Annotated in this window: 15 protein-coding genes; 13 read left to right on the forward strand and 2 right to left on the reverse strand. The window is 47.3% G+C overall.

What is annotated here, in order from left to right; all coding sequences use genetic code 11:
* Window positions 1-31: 31 nt before the first annotated feature.
* From dltA to lepA, 5 genes are all read left to right on the forward strand, one after another.
* The gene (gene dltA / locus MZO40_RS05760) at window positions 32-1,558 is read left to right on the forward strand and encodes a D-alanine--poly(phosphoribitol) ligase subunit DltA (RefSeq protein WP_105960984.1); all 1,527 of its coding nucleotides are present in this window, start codon (window positions 32-34) and stop codon (window positions 1,556-1,558) included.
* Window positions 1,555-2,769, forward strand: coding sequence for a D-alanyl-lipoteichoic acid biosynthesis protein DltB (gene dltB, locus MZO40_RS05765; protein WP_003638938.1), 1,215 nt, complete (start codon window positions 1,555-1,557; stop codon window positions 2,767-2,769). Before dltA ends, dltB begins: the two co-directional genes overlap by 4 nt.
* A gap of 24 nt (window positions 2,770-2,793) precedes the next feature.
* Window positions 2,794-3,036: a D-alanine--poly(phosphoribitol) ligase subunit DltC gene (gene dltC / locus MZO40_RS05770; RefSeq protein ID WP_082230227.1), complete on the forward strand. Its 243-nt coding sequence runs from the start codon at window positions 2,794-2,796 to the stop codon at window positions 3,034-3,036.
* Entirely contained in the window at window positions 3,033-4,310 is a 1,278-nt protein-coding gene (gene dltD, locus MZO40_RS05775) for a D-alanyl-lipoteichoic acid biosynthesis protein DltD (protein ID WP_105960985.1), read from the forward strand. The genes dltC and dltD overlap by 4 nt, the downstream gene beginning before the upstream one ends.
* A gap of 281 nt (window positions 4,311-4,591) precedes the next feature.
* Window positions 4,592-6,427, forward strand: coding sequence for a translation elongation factor 4 (gene lepA, locus MZO40_RS05780; protein ID WP_003638935.1), 1,836 nt, complete (start codon window positions 4,592-4,594; stop codon window positions 6,425-6,427).
* Between the two features lie 284 nt (window positions 6,428-6,711).
* Here lepA and MZO40_RS05785 read toward each other — a convergent pair whose 3' ends face one another.
* Entirely contained in the window at window positions 6,712-7,002 is a 291-nt protein-coding gene (locus MZO40_RS05785) for a hypothetical protein (RefSeq protein ID WP_050338509.1), read from the reverse strand.
* Window positions 7,003-7,259: 257 nt separating this feature from the next.
* On the opposite strand from MZO40_RS05785, the gene MZO40_RS05790 reads away from it, so the two are divergent.
* The 8 genes from MZO40_RS05790 to MZO40_RS05825 all read left to right on the forward strand — a co-directional run bounded on the left by MZO40_RS05790 (window position 7,260) and on the right by MZO40_RS05825 (window position 14,268).
* Window positions 7,260-7,550: a hypothetical protein gene (locus tag MZO40_RS05790; protein ID WP_003638932.1), complete on the forward strand. Its 291-nt coding sequence runs from the start codon at window positions 7,260-7,262 to the stop codon at window positions 7,548-7,550.
* 187 nt (window positions 7,551-7,737) lie between these two features.
* Complete coding sequence (locus tag MZO40_RS05795; RefSeq protein WP_105961305.1) at window positions 7,738-8,352, forward strand: DNA-3-methyladenine glycosylase; 615 nt, start codon at window positions 7,738-7,740, stop codon at window positions 8,350-8,352.
* Window positions 8,353-8,646: 294 nt separating this feature from the next.
* Complete coding sequence (gene prmA / locus MZO40_RS05800; protein ID WP_050338510.1) at window positions 8,647-9,597, forward strand: 50S ribosomal protein L11 methyltransferase; 951 nt, start codon at window positions 8,647-8,649, stop codon at window positions 9,595-9,597.
* Between the two features lie 12 nt (window positions 9,598-9,609).
* On the forward strand, window positions 9,610-10,362 hold the full coding sequence (locus tag MZO40_RS05805; RefSeq protein WP_088771175.1) for a 16S rRNA (uracil(1498)-N(3))-methyltransferase: 753 nt from the start codon (window positions 9,610-9,612) through the stop codon (window positions 10,360-10,362).
* Between the two features lie 70 nt (window positions 10,363-10,432).
* On the forward strand, window positions 10,433-10,768 hold the full coding sequence (locus MZO40_RS05810) for a hypothetical protein (RefSeq protein WP_003638928.1): 336 nt from the start codon (window positions 10,433-10,435) through the stop codon (window positions 10,766-10,768).
* A gap of 80 nt (window positions 10,769-10,848) precedes the next feature.
* Window positions 10,849-13,116 carry a bifunctional (p)ppGpp synthetase/guanosine-3',5'-bis(diphosphate) 3'-pyrophosphohydrolase gene (locus tag MZO40_RS05815; RefSeq protein ID WP_050338512.1) on the forward strand — a complete coding sequence of 756 codons (2,268 nt, stop codon included), beginning with the start codon at window positions 10,849-10,851 and terminating at the stop codon, window positions 13,114-13,116.
* A gap of 9 nt (window positions 13,117-13,125) precedes the next feature.
* A complete protein-coding gene (gene dtd / locus MZO40_RS05820) occupies window positions 13,126-13,572 on the forward strand; it encodes a D-aminoacyl-tRNA deacylase (RefSeq protein WP_050338513.1) in 447 nt (148 codons plus the stop codon).
* A gap of 72 nt (window positions 13,573-13,644) precedes the next feature.
* Window positions 13,645-14,268 (forward strand): HAD family hydrolase, encoded by a 624-nt coding sequence (locus MZO40_RS05825; RefSeq protein ID WP_252133154.1) that lies wholly within the window; start codon window positions 13,645-13,647, stop codon window positions 14,266-14,268.
* 159 nt (window positions 14,269-14,427) lie between these two features.
* On the opposite strand, the gene MZO40_RS05830 is transcribed toward MZO40_RS05825, so the two are convergent.
* Window positions 14,428-15,270 (reverse strand): fructosamine kinase family protein, encoded by an 843-nt coding sequence (locus tag MZO40_RS05830; RefSeq protein WP_105960978.1) that lies wholly within the window; start codon window positions 15,268-15,270, stop codon window positions 14,428-14,430.
* Window positions 15,271-15,988 lie beyond the last annotated feature (718 nt).

The raw sequence follows: 15,988 nt of genomic DNA on the forward strand, positions 1-15,988 counted from the left end.
GTAACAGTATTGTTTGGGGGGAGTTTTAATTATGATTAAGAATATCATTACAACCATCGATGATTATGCACGGACACAACCCGACAAAGTGGTCTATGACGTGCAGGGGACCACACACACGTATGCTGAACTAAAGGCATACTCTGATGCTCTGGCGGCGCATCTTGATACGCTAGATTTACCAGCTAAGGATCCAATCATTGTCTTTGGTGGTCAGACTTTTGAAATGATTGCGACCTTCCTGGGCGTGGTCAAATCCGGCCGGGCGTATATTCCAATCGATACGCATTCACCAAATGAACGGCTCACGATGATTAATGAGATTGCCAAACCAGCAGCCGTCATTGCGGTGGTCGATTTACCAACGGGGGTTGGGACGACACCGGTGATTACGCCAGACCAATTGGACGCGATCTTCGCAACGCCGGTCGATTATCAGGCGAACCACGTCGTTAGTGGCGATGATAATTACTACATTATCTTTACGTCCGGAACGACGGGGATGCCGAAAGGGGTTCAGATCAGTCACGACAATCTGGTCAGCTACGTGGATTGGATGTTAAGCGACGACTTTGGGTTACCAGACCAACCGAATTCCTTATCACAACCACCGTATTCCTTTGACTTGTCAGTGATGGATGTCTATCCAACATTGGCTTTAGGGGGCACGTTATACGCGTTGCCAAAAGCCGTGACTGATGACTTCAAACAGTTATTTGCCGCGCTACCAACGTTGCCGATCAATGTCTGGGTCTCAACGCCTTCCTTCATGGATATCTGCTTGTTGGAACCACAGTTTAACGCCGAGAATTTACCAAGTTTGACGCACTTCTTATTCTGTGGTGAGGAATTGACCCACAAGACAGCGGCGGCCTTAAAGAAGCGGTTCCCAGATGCCCGGATTTTTAACACTTATGGGCCAACGGAAACCTGTGTCGCCGTCACCCAAATCGAAATCACCGACCAAGCACTCGCCAAGTACGACCGGTTACCAATTGGTTATGCGAAGGCAGATACGCAGATGTTGGTCGTTGATGATAATGGCGAGCCAGTACCAAACGGAACGGAAGGTGAGCTGATTATTGCCGGGCCATCCGTTTCTAAGGGATATTTGAACAATCCTGAGAAGACGGCCAAAGCGTTCTTTGAATTGGACGGGCAACGCGCTTACCATTCTGGTGATATTGGCACGATGGACGCGGATGGGCTATTCCGTTACCGCGGTCGGGTCGATTTTCAGATTAAAATGCACGGTTACCGGATCGAATTAGAAGAAGTCGACCACTTCTTAGCACAACAACGTCACATCAAACAAGCTGTGGCCGTACCAAAATATGATAAAGAGCACAAAGTGACCCAAATGATTGCCTATGTCGTGCCAAAGCCAAATGACTTTGAAAGTGACTTTGCGTTGACGACCGCGATCAAGAAGGACCTACAAGGAATGATGATGGAATACATGATTCCACAACGGTTCGTCTATCAAACGAGCTTGCCATTAACGCCTAACGGTAAGATTGATGTCAAGTCGATTATTAAAGAGGTTAACCCAGAATGATTTCATTTGACCCGTACGGTAACCCAACGTACTTTGTGCTGCTCTTTATCGCGTTGGTGCCGTTAATGATCGGTTTGTTATATGGTCGGCGTTCACACTGGTACGAGTCACTGATTTCCTTCGTTTTCTTGATGTTAACGTTTGGTGGGGTCAAGTGGCGTACTGGGATTGCGCTAATTGTATATCTGATTTATCAAATCGCCCTGGTCTGGTTGTATTCCAAGTATCGACAACGACCAGATTCACCGAATAAAGGGTGGGTGTTCGTCGTCAGTGTGATTTTAGCGATTATTCCACTAGCCGTCGTCAAAATCACGCCAGCGGTCGCCCACGGTGCGAATTCCATCATCGGTTTCTTGGGGATTTCCTATCTGACGTTCAAAGTCGTTCAGATGATCATGGAAACACGTGATGGTGTGATTAAGGAGTTCCATCCCGTCCTGTTTGGGCAGTTCCTACTGTTCTTCCCAACGATTTCTTCCGGGCCAATTGATCGGTATCGGCGGTTTGTCAAAGATTATGACAGTGTGCCGAACCGTGAAAAGTACTTGGGATTAGTCGAAAAGGGGATTCGCTACATTTTCTTAGGATTCCTGTATAAGTTTATCTTGGCTTATATTTTTGGGACGCGGATGCTACCAGTTGTCGAACATGCTGCACTGCAAGCTCACGGGTTATCCTGGGCGCTAGTCGGTGTGATGTATGTCTACAGTATGGACTTGTTCTTCGACTTTGCCGGCTACAGTTTATTCGCCGTTGGGGTCAGCTACCTGATGGGTGTTGAAACGCCAATGAACTTTAATCAGCCGTTCAAGTCGAAAAATATCAAGGACTTCTGGAATCGTTGGCACATGACGTTGTCCTTCTGGTTCCGCGACTTTATCTACATGCGCCTCGTCTTCTTTATGATGAAGCACAAAGTCTTCAAGAGTCGGATCACGACGGCCAATGTTTGTTATGTCATTAATATGTTGATCATGGGGTTTTGGCACGGGGAAACGTGGTACTACATCGTCTATGGGCTATTCCATGGCTTTGCGATGGTCATCAACGATGCTTGGTTGCGCTACAAGAAGAAGCATCAAGCGCAGTTGCCATCCAACAAGTTCACCGAATACTTCGCGATTTTTCTCACGTTCAACGTCGTTTGTTTCAGTTTCTTGATCTTCTCAGGATTCCTGAACACGTTATTCTTCGGCGGCCGGCCATAAATTAAGTACACTTAAGGGAGCGTAATAACTATGGATGATACAAAAGCAACAGTTTTATCAATTTTAGCGGATTTAACGGGGGAAGACGTTTCAAGCAATATGGACGTCAACTTGTTTGATGAAGGAATCCTGGACTCAATGGGTTCTGTTCAATTATTATTGGAACTTCAAAATCAATTAGGTATCGAAGTGCCGGTCTCTGAATTTCAACGGTCAGAATGGGACACACCGGCTAAAATCGTATCAAAGGTTGAGAACTTGCAATGAAGGTCTCCACACGCCTTTTTAAGATTTTTGGGCCAATTATTTTGGCAGCTGTCTTATTATTGGCCGTACTGCTTTCACCGTTCTCATTCGGATTAAATCATATCTCCAAGGAAACCGAAAAAACGGCCGCCGTCTCACTTTCGTCCAACGTTTTAAAGGGTCGATTAGTGAAGCGCCAAGCCTTGAGTGATGGTTATGTGCCATTCTTCGGTTCATCGGAATGGTCGCGATTTGATCCCATGCATCCGTCCGTACTGGCAGAAAAGTATCACCGGAGTTACCGGCCATTCTTGCTCGGTGCCCGGGGGACCCAGTCACTGACCCAGTATTTCGCGATGCAGTCCGTGAAAAAGCAGATTACAAATAAGAAGGCTGTCTTTGTAATTTCGCCACAATGGTTTGTCCCACAAGGTACGCGAAAAGATGCCTTTACGTACTACTACTCACCATTGCAGACCATCGACTGGCTGCAGGATGAGCATAATTCCGAAATGGATCGTTATGCGGCACAGCGTCTGCTACAAATGCCGTCTGGTTCATCGGACCGAGTTTTGGAAGGCGCCTTAGCCCGCGTGGCCGCTGGGTTCAAGCCAACCAGTGCCCAAATGGCTTATATCAATTATAAGGCTCGGGTGCTCGGTAGTGAGGATGAATTCTTCTCACGCTTTGGAATTTCAGGTAAGAACTTGAATACGGTCAATGTGCAAGCCAAGAAGCTGCCATCGACGTATAACTTTAACCAATTGGACCAGTTAGCTGGAAAGATTGGGGCGGCACAAACGACTTCTAATGATTTGGAAATTAGTAATCAATTCTGGAACACTAAGCTCAAACGTAACTACAAGCGACTTAAGGATTCACAGCGTCACTTGAATTACACGAAGTCACCAGAATTTGCCGATTTCCAATTAGTCTTGAATCAGTTCGCGAAGACGCATACTGATGTCTTGTTCATCATTCCACCGATTAATCAGCGCTGGGCCTCATACACGGGCCTGTCCATGAAGATGATTGGGCAGTTTGATCAAAAGATTCAGTATCAACTTCGCAGCCAAGGGTTTAATAACATCTTGGACCTGACTCAGGATGGCAATCAAGATTACTTCATGACTGATACCATTCATCTTGGTTGGCGGGGCTGGTTAGCGGTCGACCAAAAAGTTGATCCGTTCCTGACCAAGAAGACGAAACCCGTTCATTATCACATTAATGACAACTTCTATTCAAACAAGTGGCAGGAACTTAAGCCCAGTCAAATCAACAGTTTCAAATAAGCTGTCGTAACTGAAAAGCGCCGCTGCAAGGACTCACTGAGTCGGATTGCAGCGGCGCTTTTGTCGGTTGAGTCCATGTGATGATGACCAAACGAGGCCGGGACGATGTCGACAGCAGTCGTAAAACCAGTAGCTGGGATGGCGGCTGATTTGCACTGACGGTGCCAGTGAGCGTCGCAAACGGTCGTGGATGACGGTCACGGCAATAGAAAAATTGTGATTGTGACGGTTACTTGGTATAATTGATAGGATTAGGACTTAGGAAGAAAGTAGGAAAATCAATGGATAAAGCGACAATGAAAGATCGACAACAACATATTCGGAATTTTTCGATCGTCGCCCATATTGATCACGGCAAATCAACGTTGGCGGACCGAATCTTGGAATTAACGGATACGATTTCCAAACGTGAAATGCAGGACCAAGTGCTGGATTCAATGGACTTGGAACGTGAACGTGGGATTACGATCAAATTAAATGCAGTGGAATTGCACTACCAGGCTAAAGATGGGGAGACCTATATCTTTCATCTAATCGATACGCCAGGACACGTCGATTTTACGTATGAAGTTTCGCGAAGTTTGGCGGCCTGCGAAGGCGCAGTGTTAGTCGTCGACGCAGCGCAAGGGGTCGAGGCCCAAACCTTGGCCAACGTCTACCTTGCCATTGATGATGACTTGGAAATCGTGCCAGTCATCAACAAGATTGACTTGCCTTCAGCGGAACCGGAAAAGGTCCGTAAAGAAATTGAGGATGATATTGGAATCGATGCTGAAGATGCCGTTTTGGCTTCAGCTAAAGCGGGGATCGGAATTGAAGACTTACTGGAACAGATCGTGCATAAAATTCCAGCGCCCCAGGGTGATTTAGACGCACCGTTGAAGGCCTTGGTTTTTGACTCAGTGTATGACGACTACCGTGGCGTGGTTTTAAGCGTTCGAATTCATGAAGGTATTGTTCGGCCTGGTGACCGAATTCGCTTGATGAACAGTGGTAGTGAATACGAAGTGACTGAAGTCGGTGTCAACTCGCCCAAACCATTAGCTCGCGATTATCTGATGGCCGGGGATGTTGGTTACATTACCGCCAGTATCAAGGATATCCAAGACACCCGGGTCGGGGATACGGTGACGAATGCCAAACGGCCGGCCGAAAAGCCGCTCGCCGGTTACCGGGAAATGAATCCAATGGTGTACGCCGGGATTTACCCAACTGATAACGCCAAGTTTACGGACTTACGCGAAGCTTTGGAAAAGTTAAAATTAAATGATGCGGCACTCGAATTTGAGGCTGAATCATCGCAAGCGTTAGGTTTCGGGTTTCGTTGTGGTTTCTTGGGACTGTTACACATGGATGTGATTCAGGAACGGCTCGAGCGGGAATTCAACCTTGAACTGATTACGACGGCGCCTTCCGTAACGTACCACGTCTTAATGACGGATGGCACAGAAAAACAGGTTGAAAACCCTGCCGAAATGCCGGAAGCGTCTGCCATCAAGGAAATTCGCGAACCTTACGTCAAAGCCCAGATCATGGTGCCTAACGATTACGTTGGTGCGGTCATGGAACTGGCCCAACGCAAGCGGGGCGAATTTGATACGATGGAATATCTGGATAGCAACCGGGTCAACGTGGTCTACCATATTCCACTATCGGAAATTATCTTTGACTTCTTCGATAAGTTGAAATCCAACACTCGTGGTTACGCTTCGTTAGATTACGATTTAGATGGCTACCGTGCCAGTGACTTAGTCAAAATCGACATCTTACTGAACGGGGACCAAGTCGATGCGTTAAGCTTTATCGCGCACCGCGACTTTGCACCAGCGCGTGGTCGTGAAATCGCATCAAAGCTAAAAACCATCATTCCGCGCCAAAACTTTGAAATTCCAGTACAAGCAACCATCGGCTCTAAGGTGATTGCGCGGACGAACATCAAAGCTTACCGTAAGGACGTTACCGCCCATCTCTATGGTGGTGACCGTACCCGGCGGATGAAGTTACTTGAGAAGCAAAAAGCCGGTAAGAAACGCATGAAAGCCGTGGGGAAAGTTGAAATCCCACAAGAAGCGTTCATGGCAGTTTTGAAAACCGACGAGGAAGAAAAGCCGAACTGATAGGGTTCCGCCGCGGCGGAGCTCTTTTATTTTGGGGATTTGCCAACATTTTGCCAACATTGAGACTGGATTGTTTAGTGAAATAGACATAATCAGAATAAATGTCTATTATTTATCGGGGGTTACGCATAATACGAGTTAATTTGTCATGAAGACTGAGGCAAAATCAGAAGAAAAATTCGTGAAATTTGGCAGGGAGGTATCACGAACACAAACAAAAACCGCCAGCAATTCAAAACCTGCCAGCGGCTAATCCAAATGTTAGATTTAATTAGCAAATAATGCTAACCCCAAATATCTTGCATGTGTGGCAACTGTAATAGACCGTCCGTGGTCGGATCGGTTGTCCCGATGGTTTGCATATGCCAGACACCTTGATCATCTTTAGTGGCGACGACTTTTTTACGTTTGCCTTCTTGATTTTTATAGAAACAGTTTTCGCTATCTGCACCAATTTCGCGTGCTAATACTTCGTTAGGTGTGACGTAGCCGTCGCTGGTTTCAAATTTTTCGATTTGGTCGACACTGGTCAACGGTTCGTGCCCGCGCCGATAAATTCTTTCAATTAGTACCATCAGTAAATCCCCCTCAATATTGATAACCTGACTGATTTATTAATATTTTACCATATCCCTGAAGCACCGAAAACCAAGCGACCACGCTTTGAGAAAATATTAGGATTTTAGGCGGTTTTCTTGCCAAACCAACCGCAAATTGATACACTGTCTGTTTAAAGTCTGCTATAATTAAGGTTAGAAATAAAACGTAGCGACAATTAATTAATTAATTTATTATTTAATCAATTTCACGTTGTGAAGGAGAGATCGACGACATGTTAAAACGCACGAAACAGTTTCTGCGATCAATACATTATGACTACGATAAAACATATATTAGACCGCTGATGGTGCCAGACAGCGTTTACGTGTTGAAATTCGGTAAGGATCATCGTAATAATCGGGTGGTCGTTAAGTACAGCCATACTTGGACTGGGCGCGTTAAGATTAACGAGATCGCCGTCCGTCTGCATAAACAAAAGCATCCACGAATTTTTAAGCACGAAGCGGATATGATCAAGTATTTGAACAAGCATTTAACGAAAAAAGCCACGAATGATGACTAAGTTAACTTGAAGACGGGACTGGTGTAATTTAGCACCAGCCCCGTTTTCGATATAATGGCCAATATTTACTGGAAAGGAGAACGACGGGAGACCACCCATGTCGCTGATTTGCAACTGGCTCGCTAGGTCATGAAGGCCCAGCATAACCGACAGCGTGTCCCCGCAATTAATGATGATGACAAACCGAATGCAATCTTTTTTAAGTTCGCGGCCAACGACAGAAATCGCGGCCGCTTTACTCGGTAAGCAGTTGCGTCTGCAAACCGCGAGTGGACCGTTAACGGCGTGGATTACCGAGACTGAGGCGTATTTGGGCGCCAACGATGCCGGGGCGCACGCTTATCAAAATCACCAGACGGCCCGTAACCGCGTCCTGTGGCAACCAGCAGGGACGATTTACATTTATCAAATGCGCGCGTTGTATTTGCTGAATCTCGTGACCCAAGTAGCTGGCACGCCCGAATGTGTGCTGATTCGGGGAATTGAACCAGCTAGCGGCGTCGAGCAGATGCAACACAATCGGCCCGTTCCACTGGCTAATTTGACCAACGGACCAGGGAAATTGATGCAGGCACTAGGTTTGGATAAAACGTTGAACGGCCAGCCGTTGCAAAAGGCGACGCTCTCGCTAGATTTAGACCATGTCCGGCAGCCACGTCAAATTATTAAGTCACCCCGAATTGGCATCGTTAATAAGGCGGAATGGACCAGTGCGCCGTTGCGGTTCTACGTTGCTGGCAATCCGTTTGTGTCTAAAATTGGCCGGAAAACGATTGACTCACACACCCATGGCTGGCAGTAAGCCCGATTGTCAAACGGTTTGTGCTTGTTATATAATTGTTGCTGATGGGAAATGCGGCTGTTTAGGGAGTCTTGGCCGTTTGAGTGAGTGACCCAAGATTGTGGCTTGAGCTGAAGTTTGTGCGATGCAATCAAATCTATTTTCTGGGACATCCAGACGCTCTCGCCAAAGTAATCAAAACAGGCGCGCCATTGCCTTTAATTCAAAATTAGTCGCAAAGTGTGCAAATATTCAACCTAAAACGCATCACCGTAATTCACTAAAATGAAATCACACAAAAGGAGCACGTCATTTATGAAATGGACTGAAGTAACCGTTAGTACTTCCAACGAAGCCGTTGAGGCGGTTTCGAATATTTTGATGGAAGCTGGAGCCAGTGGTGTCAAAATTGATGACGCTTTGGATTATCAGAATTTAAAACCCGATCGGTATGGTGAAATTATCGACCTGGATACCATTCCCCATGTCACCAGCGGCGCACAGGTTTCGGCCTATTATCCCGAGACGGTGTTCGTGCCTGAAATTCTGCCAACGATCAAACAACGCGTGAGCCAGTTGAGCGATTTTGGCCTAAATCCGGCTCCCAACGAGGTAAGCATGACGGCGCTGTCTGATGAAGACTGGGCAACGGCGTGGAAAAAATATTACCATCCTGTACGGGTGACGCGGTATTTGACGATCGTGCCGAGCTGGGAAGACTATCAACCTGCACAATCCGGCGAACTCGTCTTACGGCTCGATCCTGGTCGGGCGTTTGGAACGGGGACTCATCCGACCACTAAGCTCTGCCTGCAAGCCCTAGAGACCGTCATTAACGGTGGTGAGCACTTGATTGATGTCGGTACGGGTTCTGGCGTGTTAAGTATCGCGGCCAAGGCCATGGGAGTCGGCGCTGTCGAAGCTTATGACTTAGATGACGTCGCTGTTGCTTCCGCACAAACCAATCTTGATTTGAATCCAGTTGCCAAAGACGTGAAGGTTGCCGCCAATGACTTGTTGGCTGGCATCGACACACAAGCAGATATTATTGTCGCAAATATTTTAGCTGAAATCATCATTCCACTGGTGCCACAAGCTCGTCAGAACTTAAAACGGGGCGGTTATTTCATTACCTCTGGAATTATTGATGATAAGTTCCAAACGGTCCTAACAGCGTTGACGGATGCTGGTTTCCAAATTGCACAACACACGCAGATGGGCGACTGGCACGGTATTGTGGCTTATCTGCCAACGGATGAAGATTAGCGAGGACTGGACATGCAACGATATTTTTTAAACGCCCCAATCGACGCGCGCGTTGGTCAGACCTTCACGATTGACGGCGATACCGTCAAGCATTGGGTTAAAGTCATGCGGGCACAACCCGGCGACGCGGCTGAATTTGTGACTGACGCACATCAAGTCGTGATTGCGACGTTGCAAAGTACCACTGGCCAAACGGCGGTCGCTAAGATTACCGCAGTGACAACGCCTCAGGTTGAATTACCGGTACCAGTCACGATTGCCTGTGGCCTGTCGAAGGGCGATAAACCCGAGCAGATCGTGCAGCGGGGAACTGAGCTCGGCGCGAGCGCCTTCGTGTTTTTTGATAGTTTGTGGACGGTTGCCAAGTGGGCGCCGAATAAACGCGAACGCAAATTAGCCCGGCTGGCGAAAATTGCCCAGGGTGCGGCTGAACAATCGCATCGAACCATGATCCCGACTGTTCAATATGAAGCTGACCTAACGAGCGTGCTGGCCCACGTGACTTATGACCAGGGCGTTGTTGCCTGGGAAGAGTCCGCCAAGCAGGGCGAAAGCAGCCGGTTGGTCCAAACCTTGAAGCACATGACGGCGCCGCAGCGACTACTGGCGATTTTTGGGCCTGAAGGTGGCCTAGCACCGCAAGAAGTTGCGCAGTTAGAAGCGGCCGGGGTGACCCCAGTTGGATTAGGACCACGGATCATGCGTGCCGAAACTGCGCCACTTTACTTGTTAAGTAGTGTTTCTTTTTGGTGCGAACTAGTGTAATTTTATGGTCGGTGGTGTACAATTAATAATCATAGTCATTTGGCAATAAAGCGTAAGCGAGGGAGTTAGTTTGACGGAAAAGTTTCGTAAGTTTAATGGCCAGTATTGGCTGATTGCGCTTGTCGTTGGAATCGTATTACCATGGTTACTGAAACTCTTAAGTGTCAGTCGTTTTCATCAAATCGTTTGGCTACTCTTTGTCGTCGATTTCCTGTTAGCTGCCATGGTGGGTTGGCAAATTCGCCGTACCGCACGTACTGGTTGGCTCGTCTGGTTATTTCCAGTCGGCTGCTTTGTTGGGCTGTACTTGTTTTTCCCAACCTATGTCTATTATTTAGCATTAGTTGATTTAGGCATATCCTACTTAGCATACGGGTTAACTGGTCCCCGCGCAAGTTTGCGTTAAAACGGTTGTCAAGGCACGTTGGGTGGGAACCTCGCGTGCCTTTTATCAAATAGAATCTTTGTGGAAGTCGTGGTGATAAAATGCCCAAACAGCCTACATGGACTGCTCAGGATGTCCTGGACATGGTCCAAGAGTATATGAATAGTGATCACGTGGCACTGGTTAAACGTGCGTGTGATTTTGCAACCTACGTGCATAAGGATCAGTATCGCCAATCAGGTGAGCCGTATATTATGCACCCGATTCAGGTTGCTGGAATTTTAGCCGAGTTAAAAATGGATCCAGAAACGGTGGCGTCGGGTTTCTTGCACGATGTCGTTGAAGACACCGGTGTAACGTTAGGTGACGTCGAAGAATTGTTCGGCCATGATGTTGCCGTGATTGTCGATGGCGTCACGAAGCTTGGTAAGATTCGTTACAAGTCGAATAAGGAACAGCTGGCTGAAAATCACCGGAAACTGTTGCTTGCGATGTCCAAGGATATTCGTGTGATGATCGTCAAATTGGCAGACCGGTTACACAATATGCGGACATTGCAACATTTACGTCCTGATAAGCAGCGGCGAATCGCCAATGAAACCTTGGAAATTTACGCGCCAATCGCAGACCGCTTAGGGATTAGTACGATTAAATGGGAACTAGAAGATATTTCCCTAAGATACTTGAACCCTCAACAGTACTATCGAATCGTTCATCTGATGAATTCACGGCGCGAAGACCGCGAAAAATACATTGAGATCGCCATTCAGGATATTCAAAAGGCGCTCCATGATTTGGAATTGCCTGAGGCGGAGATTTATGGCCGGCCGAAGCATATCTATTCGATTTATAAAAAGATGCGTGACAAGCACAAGCAATTTAGTCAACTTTATGATTTGTTGGCGATTCGGGTGGTCGTTGATTCCATCAAGGACTGTTATGCGGTGCTTGGGGCGATTCATACGCAGTGGAAACCCATGCCTGGTCGTTTTAAGGACTACATTGCGATGCCCAAAGCCAACATGTACCAATCGCTGCATACGACAGTTGTCGGTCCAGAAGGCAAACCGTTGGAAATCCAAATCCGGACCTTTGAAATGCACCGTGTGGCTGAATATGGGGTTGCGGCACACTGGGCTTATAAGGAAGGTAAACGTGACGAGGTTCAAGAAACACAATCTGGTAATAAGTTGAACCTGGTTAAGGAAATTATCGAATTACAGGACGAAAGTAAGGACGCCGCCGACTTTATGGAAGGCGTTAAAGGCGACCTCTTCAGTGACCGGGTCTACGCGTTTACGCCTAAGGGTGATGTGACTGAATTACCAAAGGGTGCTGGACCACTCGATATGGCTTATTCGATTCACACCGAAGTCGGCAATCATACGACTGGTGCCAAGGTCAATGGTAAAATCGTGCCGTTGGATTATCAGATCAAGAACGGTGACATTGTTGATATTTTAACGTCGACTAGTTCGACTGGTCCTAGTCGTGACTGGCAGAAGTTAGTTTATACGCGCCGGGCCCGTAATAAAATCAAGCAATTCTTCCGGAATGCTGATCGGGAAGAAAATATTATTTCAGGTCGCGAGATGCTCGAAAAGCAGCTACGTGATTTAGAATTCAACCCCAAAGAAGTCATGACCAAGGAAAAGATGACCGCGGTCGCACAGAAAATGCATTATTCGGGCGAAGACGACTTATTTGCTGCCCTGGGTTTTGGGGACATTCAACCTGTGGGGATTGCTAATCGTTTAACGAGCGATGTGCGTAAAGAAAGGGAAGCAACCCGTCAACGCGAACGAGAAGAAGCCATCCTGGCTGATTCAACCGAATCTTCGACCAAGAAGAAGTCGAAAGATCAGCAGCATGAAGAACAGGAGAAACAAGAACGTAAACGTCAAAAAGTTTCTTCTTCAGGCGGGGTCATTATCCAGGGTGTCGACAACTTGCTGGTTCGCCTGAGCCACTGTTGTTCGCCAATTCCGGGTGATGACATCGTCGGTTATATTACCAAGGGTCGCGGGGTCTCCGTTCACCGGGTCGACTGTCCTAACGTCAAGAGCGCCGAAGCAAATGGTGAGCGCTTGATTGACGTGGAATGGGAGAATCCTGAGGGTGATCGGACTAATTATAATTCCGACCTCGAAATTCAAGGCTATAACCGCAATGGCATGTTGAATGATGTTTTGAAGGTTATCAATAATCACACCAAGTTCTTAACGAACGTCAATGGGAAAGTTGACCATAACAAGATGGTGATTATTAGCGTTTCGTTGGGCGTTCGAAATCTTGAACACTTGCAACGAATCGTGGATAGCCTAAAAAATGTTCAAGATGTTTACGTCGTCGAACGGAAGATGTTTTAGGAGGTTACAATGCGAGTAGTTGTTCAACGCGCACGACAAGCTCAAGTCACGATTGATGGCCAGGTTAAAGGCGCCATTGACCACGGCCTAGTGCTATTAGTGGGATTTGAAGATGGTGACGGCCAGGCCGAACTCGACTATCTGACCCACAAAATTTTGAACTTGCGGATTTTTAGTGATGATGCGGGTAAGCTGAACCTAAATGTCCAACAAGTTGGTGGCGCCATTTTATCGATTTCGCAATTTACGCTCTATGCGGACACGCGCCACGGCAATCGCCCGAGTTTTACGGATGCTGGTGATCCTGATACTGCTAGCAAATTGTATGATACATTCAATCAACAACTTGCTGCCGGCGGGGTTCAAGTGGCAACTGGGGAATTCGGTGCCGATATGCAAGTGTCATTAACGAATGATGGTCCCGTGACGATTTGTTACGATACGGACCAACGCTAACCATTAAGCTGAAAGACCAATTACGGTACTTTCGGCTTTTTGCGTCACCCAATTAACTTTAGGAGGAGAATCATGCGCGAATTTTTATGGGACTTAGACGGAACTTTGCTGGATACGTACCCGGCAATGGTCAAAGCCTTTCAGCGGGCAGTGACTGAATTAGGGGGCACGATTACCGCTGAAGCAACTTATCAACTAATGCGGCAACAGTCCGTCGGTTATGCTGAACGGACCGTGGCCAACCAATATGGCTGGGACTGGCATGAACTGCGGGCGGGTTATCAACGTTTTGAACCGCAACTGCAACAACATCCGGCCGCGTTTGATGGTGCTCAGGCCGTCCTGGAACGCGTCGTCGCAGTCGGTGGTCATAACTATTTGATGACCCATCGGAATGAACAGGCCCAAGTTTACCTACAAGAAGCAGGATTGGCGCAGTATTTTACGGATGCCGTCACTGCCGCGCAGCCGTTTCCACGTAAACCAGATCCCGCTGCGCTGAATTATTTATTAGATAAGCACCAGGTTGACCGCCACCAAGCAGTCATGGTGGGTGATCGTAATTTGGATATTGATGCGGGCCACAACGCTGGTATTGCCGGCTACTTGTTTGATATTGACCGGCTGATCCATGTGACTAGTGCGCCTGAGGCTCAAGTTACTGATTTGAATGAACTGTTACCGCTGGTCCGCTAAATTGCGCCTATTTTGTAGATCAGTTGAATAAGACAATATAAAAGCCTCGTTACTAGCGACATTTCACATGTGGTGCTAGTGACGGGGCTTTTCCTGTTGAGATGATGCTCGTGTCGGTTGATGGTGATGGCAGTGTAGGCAAGTTGAATCACGCTACAGCTAGTATTGGTCTAGAATGTGGTCCACGGCCGGTCCATAGGTCTCACCAAACAAGTTGAGGTGTGCGAGCAAGTAGTACAGCTGGTAGCGTGGCAGTCGCTGCTGACTCCCAGGGGCTAATGGATAGGCTGCTTGATAGCCACGATAAAAATCTTCGTCGAAACCACCGAAAATGGTCGTCATTGCGAGATCCATCTCACGGTCACCATAAAAGACATCTGGGTCAATCAACGCCGGGGTGCCTGTCGACGTAAACAGATAATTGCCGGACCATAAATCACCGTGTAATAGGCTCGGCTGAACTTGATGCATGTAAGGGTCTGCTAGTAGTTCTTGGCGGAGCCGTTGATAATGGTGTTCACGATTTGTAGACCACAAGTGGTTCTGTGAAGCCAACTTGACTAATACATCTAAGCGTTGTTCCGTGTAAAAAGTGGCCCAATCGGACTGCCAATGATTAATTTTGGGGAGCTTTCCAAATGTAAAGTCATGGTCGAGACCAAACTGTGCTTGATGTTGCTGGTGAACGGCCGCAACGGCTTGACCGAGGGCGTACTGACTACCAGTACCAGAGTCTAACCAACTGAGTACTAGATAGCCATCACCGTCAATCGTCCCGGTGGCAATCACTTGTGGGGTAGTGATGACGGCACCTAGTAAACGTAACCCAGCGATTTCATGGGCAAAAAAGCGTTCATCGCGCTGTGGTTGGACCTTCAAAAAATACGACTGGTCCGCCGTCTCGATTCGAAACGCGGCGTTAATATCACCACCACTGACTGGAATGGCGCGGGTGATCTCGGACACGGGCAGTTGCGCTAACCATTTTGTTGTTAATTGCATCAAAAGAACCTCCTAACAAAGCTCAAGCTGAACATATCATGCTAATTATTTGTCATGAATCATGATTGAAACGTGCCGATTGGGCAGATTGTTGTTCGTCTGCCGGTGATTGTCTTAGTCCGACCTCCGGGGCTGGCTGACAACGCTGGAACAGGGCGGACATCGATTTGAACTCACGCAGAAGATCACTGCGCAATTTCAAATACGAGTCTTCTTCTAGCTCGGGAAACCCGCCCGGACAAGAAGAACTTCGCCCTTGAACATTGTCAGCCAGCCCCTCCGGTCGGGAACCCGCTCGAATGGCAGATGAACGACCGCCTATCTGGGTACAATTGACCACTGATTATTAGATGACTGGTCCTTCAGGCAAACTTTTAGTTGGTATCGGTAAAGACTTATAGCGTTTAATTATTGAGACGATTGCCTGAATATTATTTACTCATCTCAATGCCACAAATTTCAATGGCAACTAGCCAAATCAGTCGATAAAAATGCCGCCGCTTAAAATTCAAGACTTTGTTATCTCAGACGACTAACAAAAGTCCTGACAAGTTCAATGAAGCCGTGTATCCGAAGCATTAAAATATGGGTAAGAAAGTTTAGCGATTATTAGCAAACTGTCTGACACTTAAATATCAAGATGACTGTGTACAACGGAACCAACGACTAATCGTACAAAAGGTTGGGTACGCACATGTCCGCCTTTCGAATACTATCC

This window comes from Lactiplantibacillus sp. B652, from assembly GCF_023806745.1.
Classification (GTDB): Bacteria; Bacillota; Bacilli; order Lactobacillales; family Lactobacillaceae; genus Lactiplantibacillus; species Lactiplantibacillus pentosus.

Coding starts and splice junctions, on each gene's coding strand:
- dltA (WP_105960984.1), top strand. CDS start 32: ATGATTAAGAATATCATTACAACCATCGATGATTATGCACGGACACAA.
- MZO40_RS05805 (WP_088771175.1), top strand. CDS start 9,610: ATGCAACGATATTTTTTAAACGCCCCAATCGACGCGCGCGTTGGTCAG.
- MZO40_RS05790 (WP_003638932.1), top strand. CDS start 7,260: ATGTTAAAACGCACGAAACAGTTTCTGCGATCAATACATTATGACTAC.
- MZO40_RS05830 (WP_105960978.1), bottom strand. CDS start 15,270: ATGCAATTAACAACAAAATGGTTAGCGCAACTGCCCGTGTCCGAGATC.
- MZO40_RS05795 (WP_105961305.1), top strand. CDS start 7,738: ATGCAATCTTTTTTAAGTTCGCGGCCAACGACAGAAATCGCGGCCGCT.
- dtd (WP_050338513.1), top strand. CDS start 13,126: ATGCGAGTAGTTGTTCAACGCGCACGACAAGCTCAAGTCACGATTGAT.
- lepA (WP_003638935.1), top strand. CDS start 4,592: ATGGATAAAGCGACAATGAAAGATCGACAACAACATATTCGGAATTTT.
- MZO40_RS05815 (WP_050338512.1), top strand. CDS start 10,849: ATGCCCAAACAGCCTACATGGACTGCTCAGGATGTCCTGGACATGGTC.
- MZO40_RS05785 (WP_050338509.1), bottom strand. CDS start 7,002: ATGGTACTAATTGAAAGAATTTATCGGCGCGGGCACGAACCGTTGACC.
- dltD (WP_105960985.1), top strand. CDS start 3,033: ATGAAGGTCTCCACACGCCTTTTTAAGATTTTTGGGCCAATTATTTTG.
- prmA (WP_050338510.1), top strand. CDS start 8,647: ATGAAATGGACTGAAGTAACCGTTAGTACTTCCAACGAAGCCGTTGAG.
- MZO40_RS05825 (WP_252133154.1), top strand. CDS start 13,645: ATGCGCGAATTTTTATGGGACTTAGACGGAACTTTGCTGGATACGTAC.
- dltB (WP_003638938.1), top strand. CDS start 1,555: ATGATTTCATTTGACCCGTACGGTAACCCAACGTACTTTGTGCTGCTC.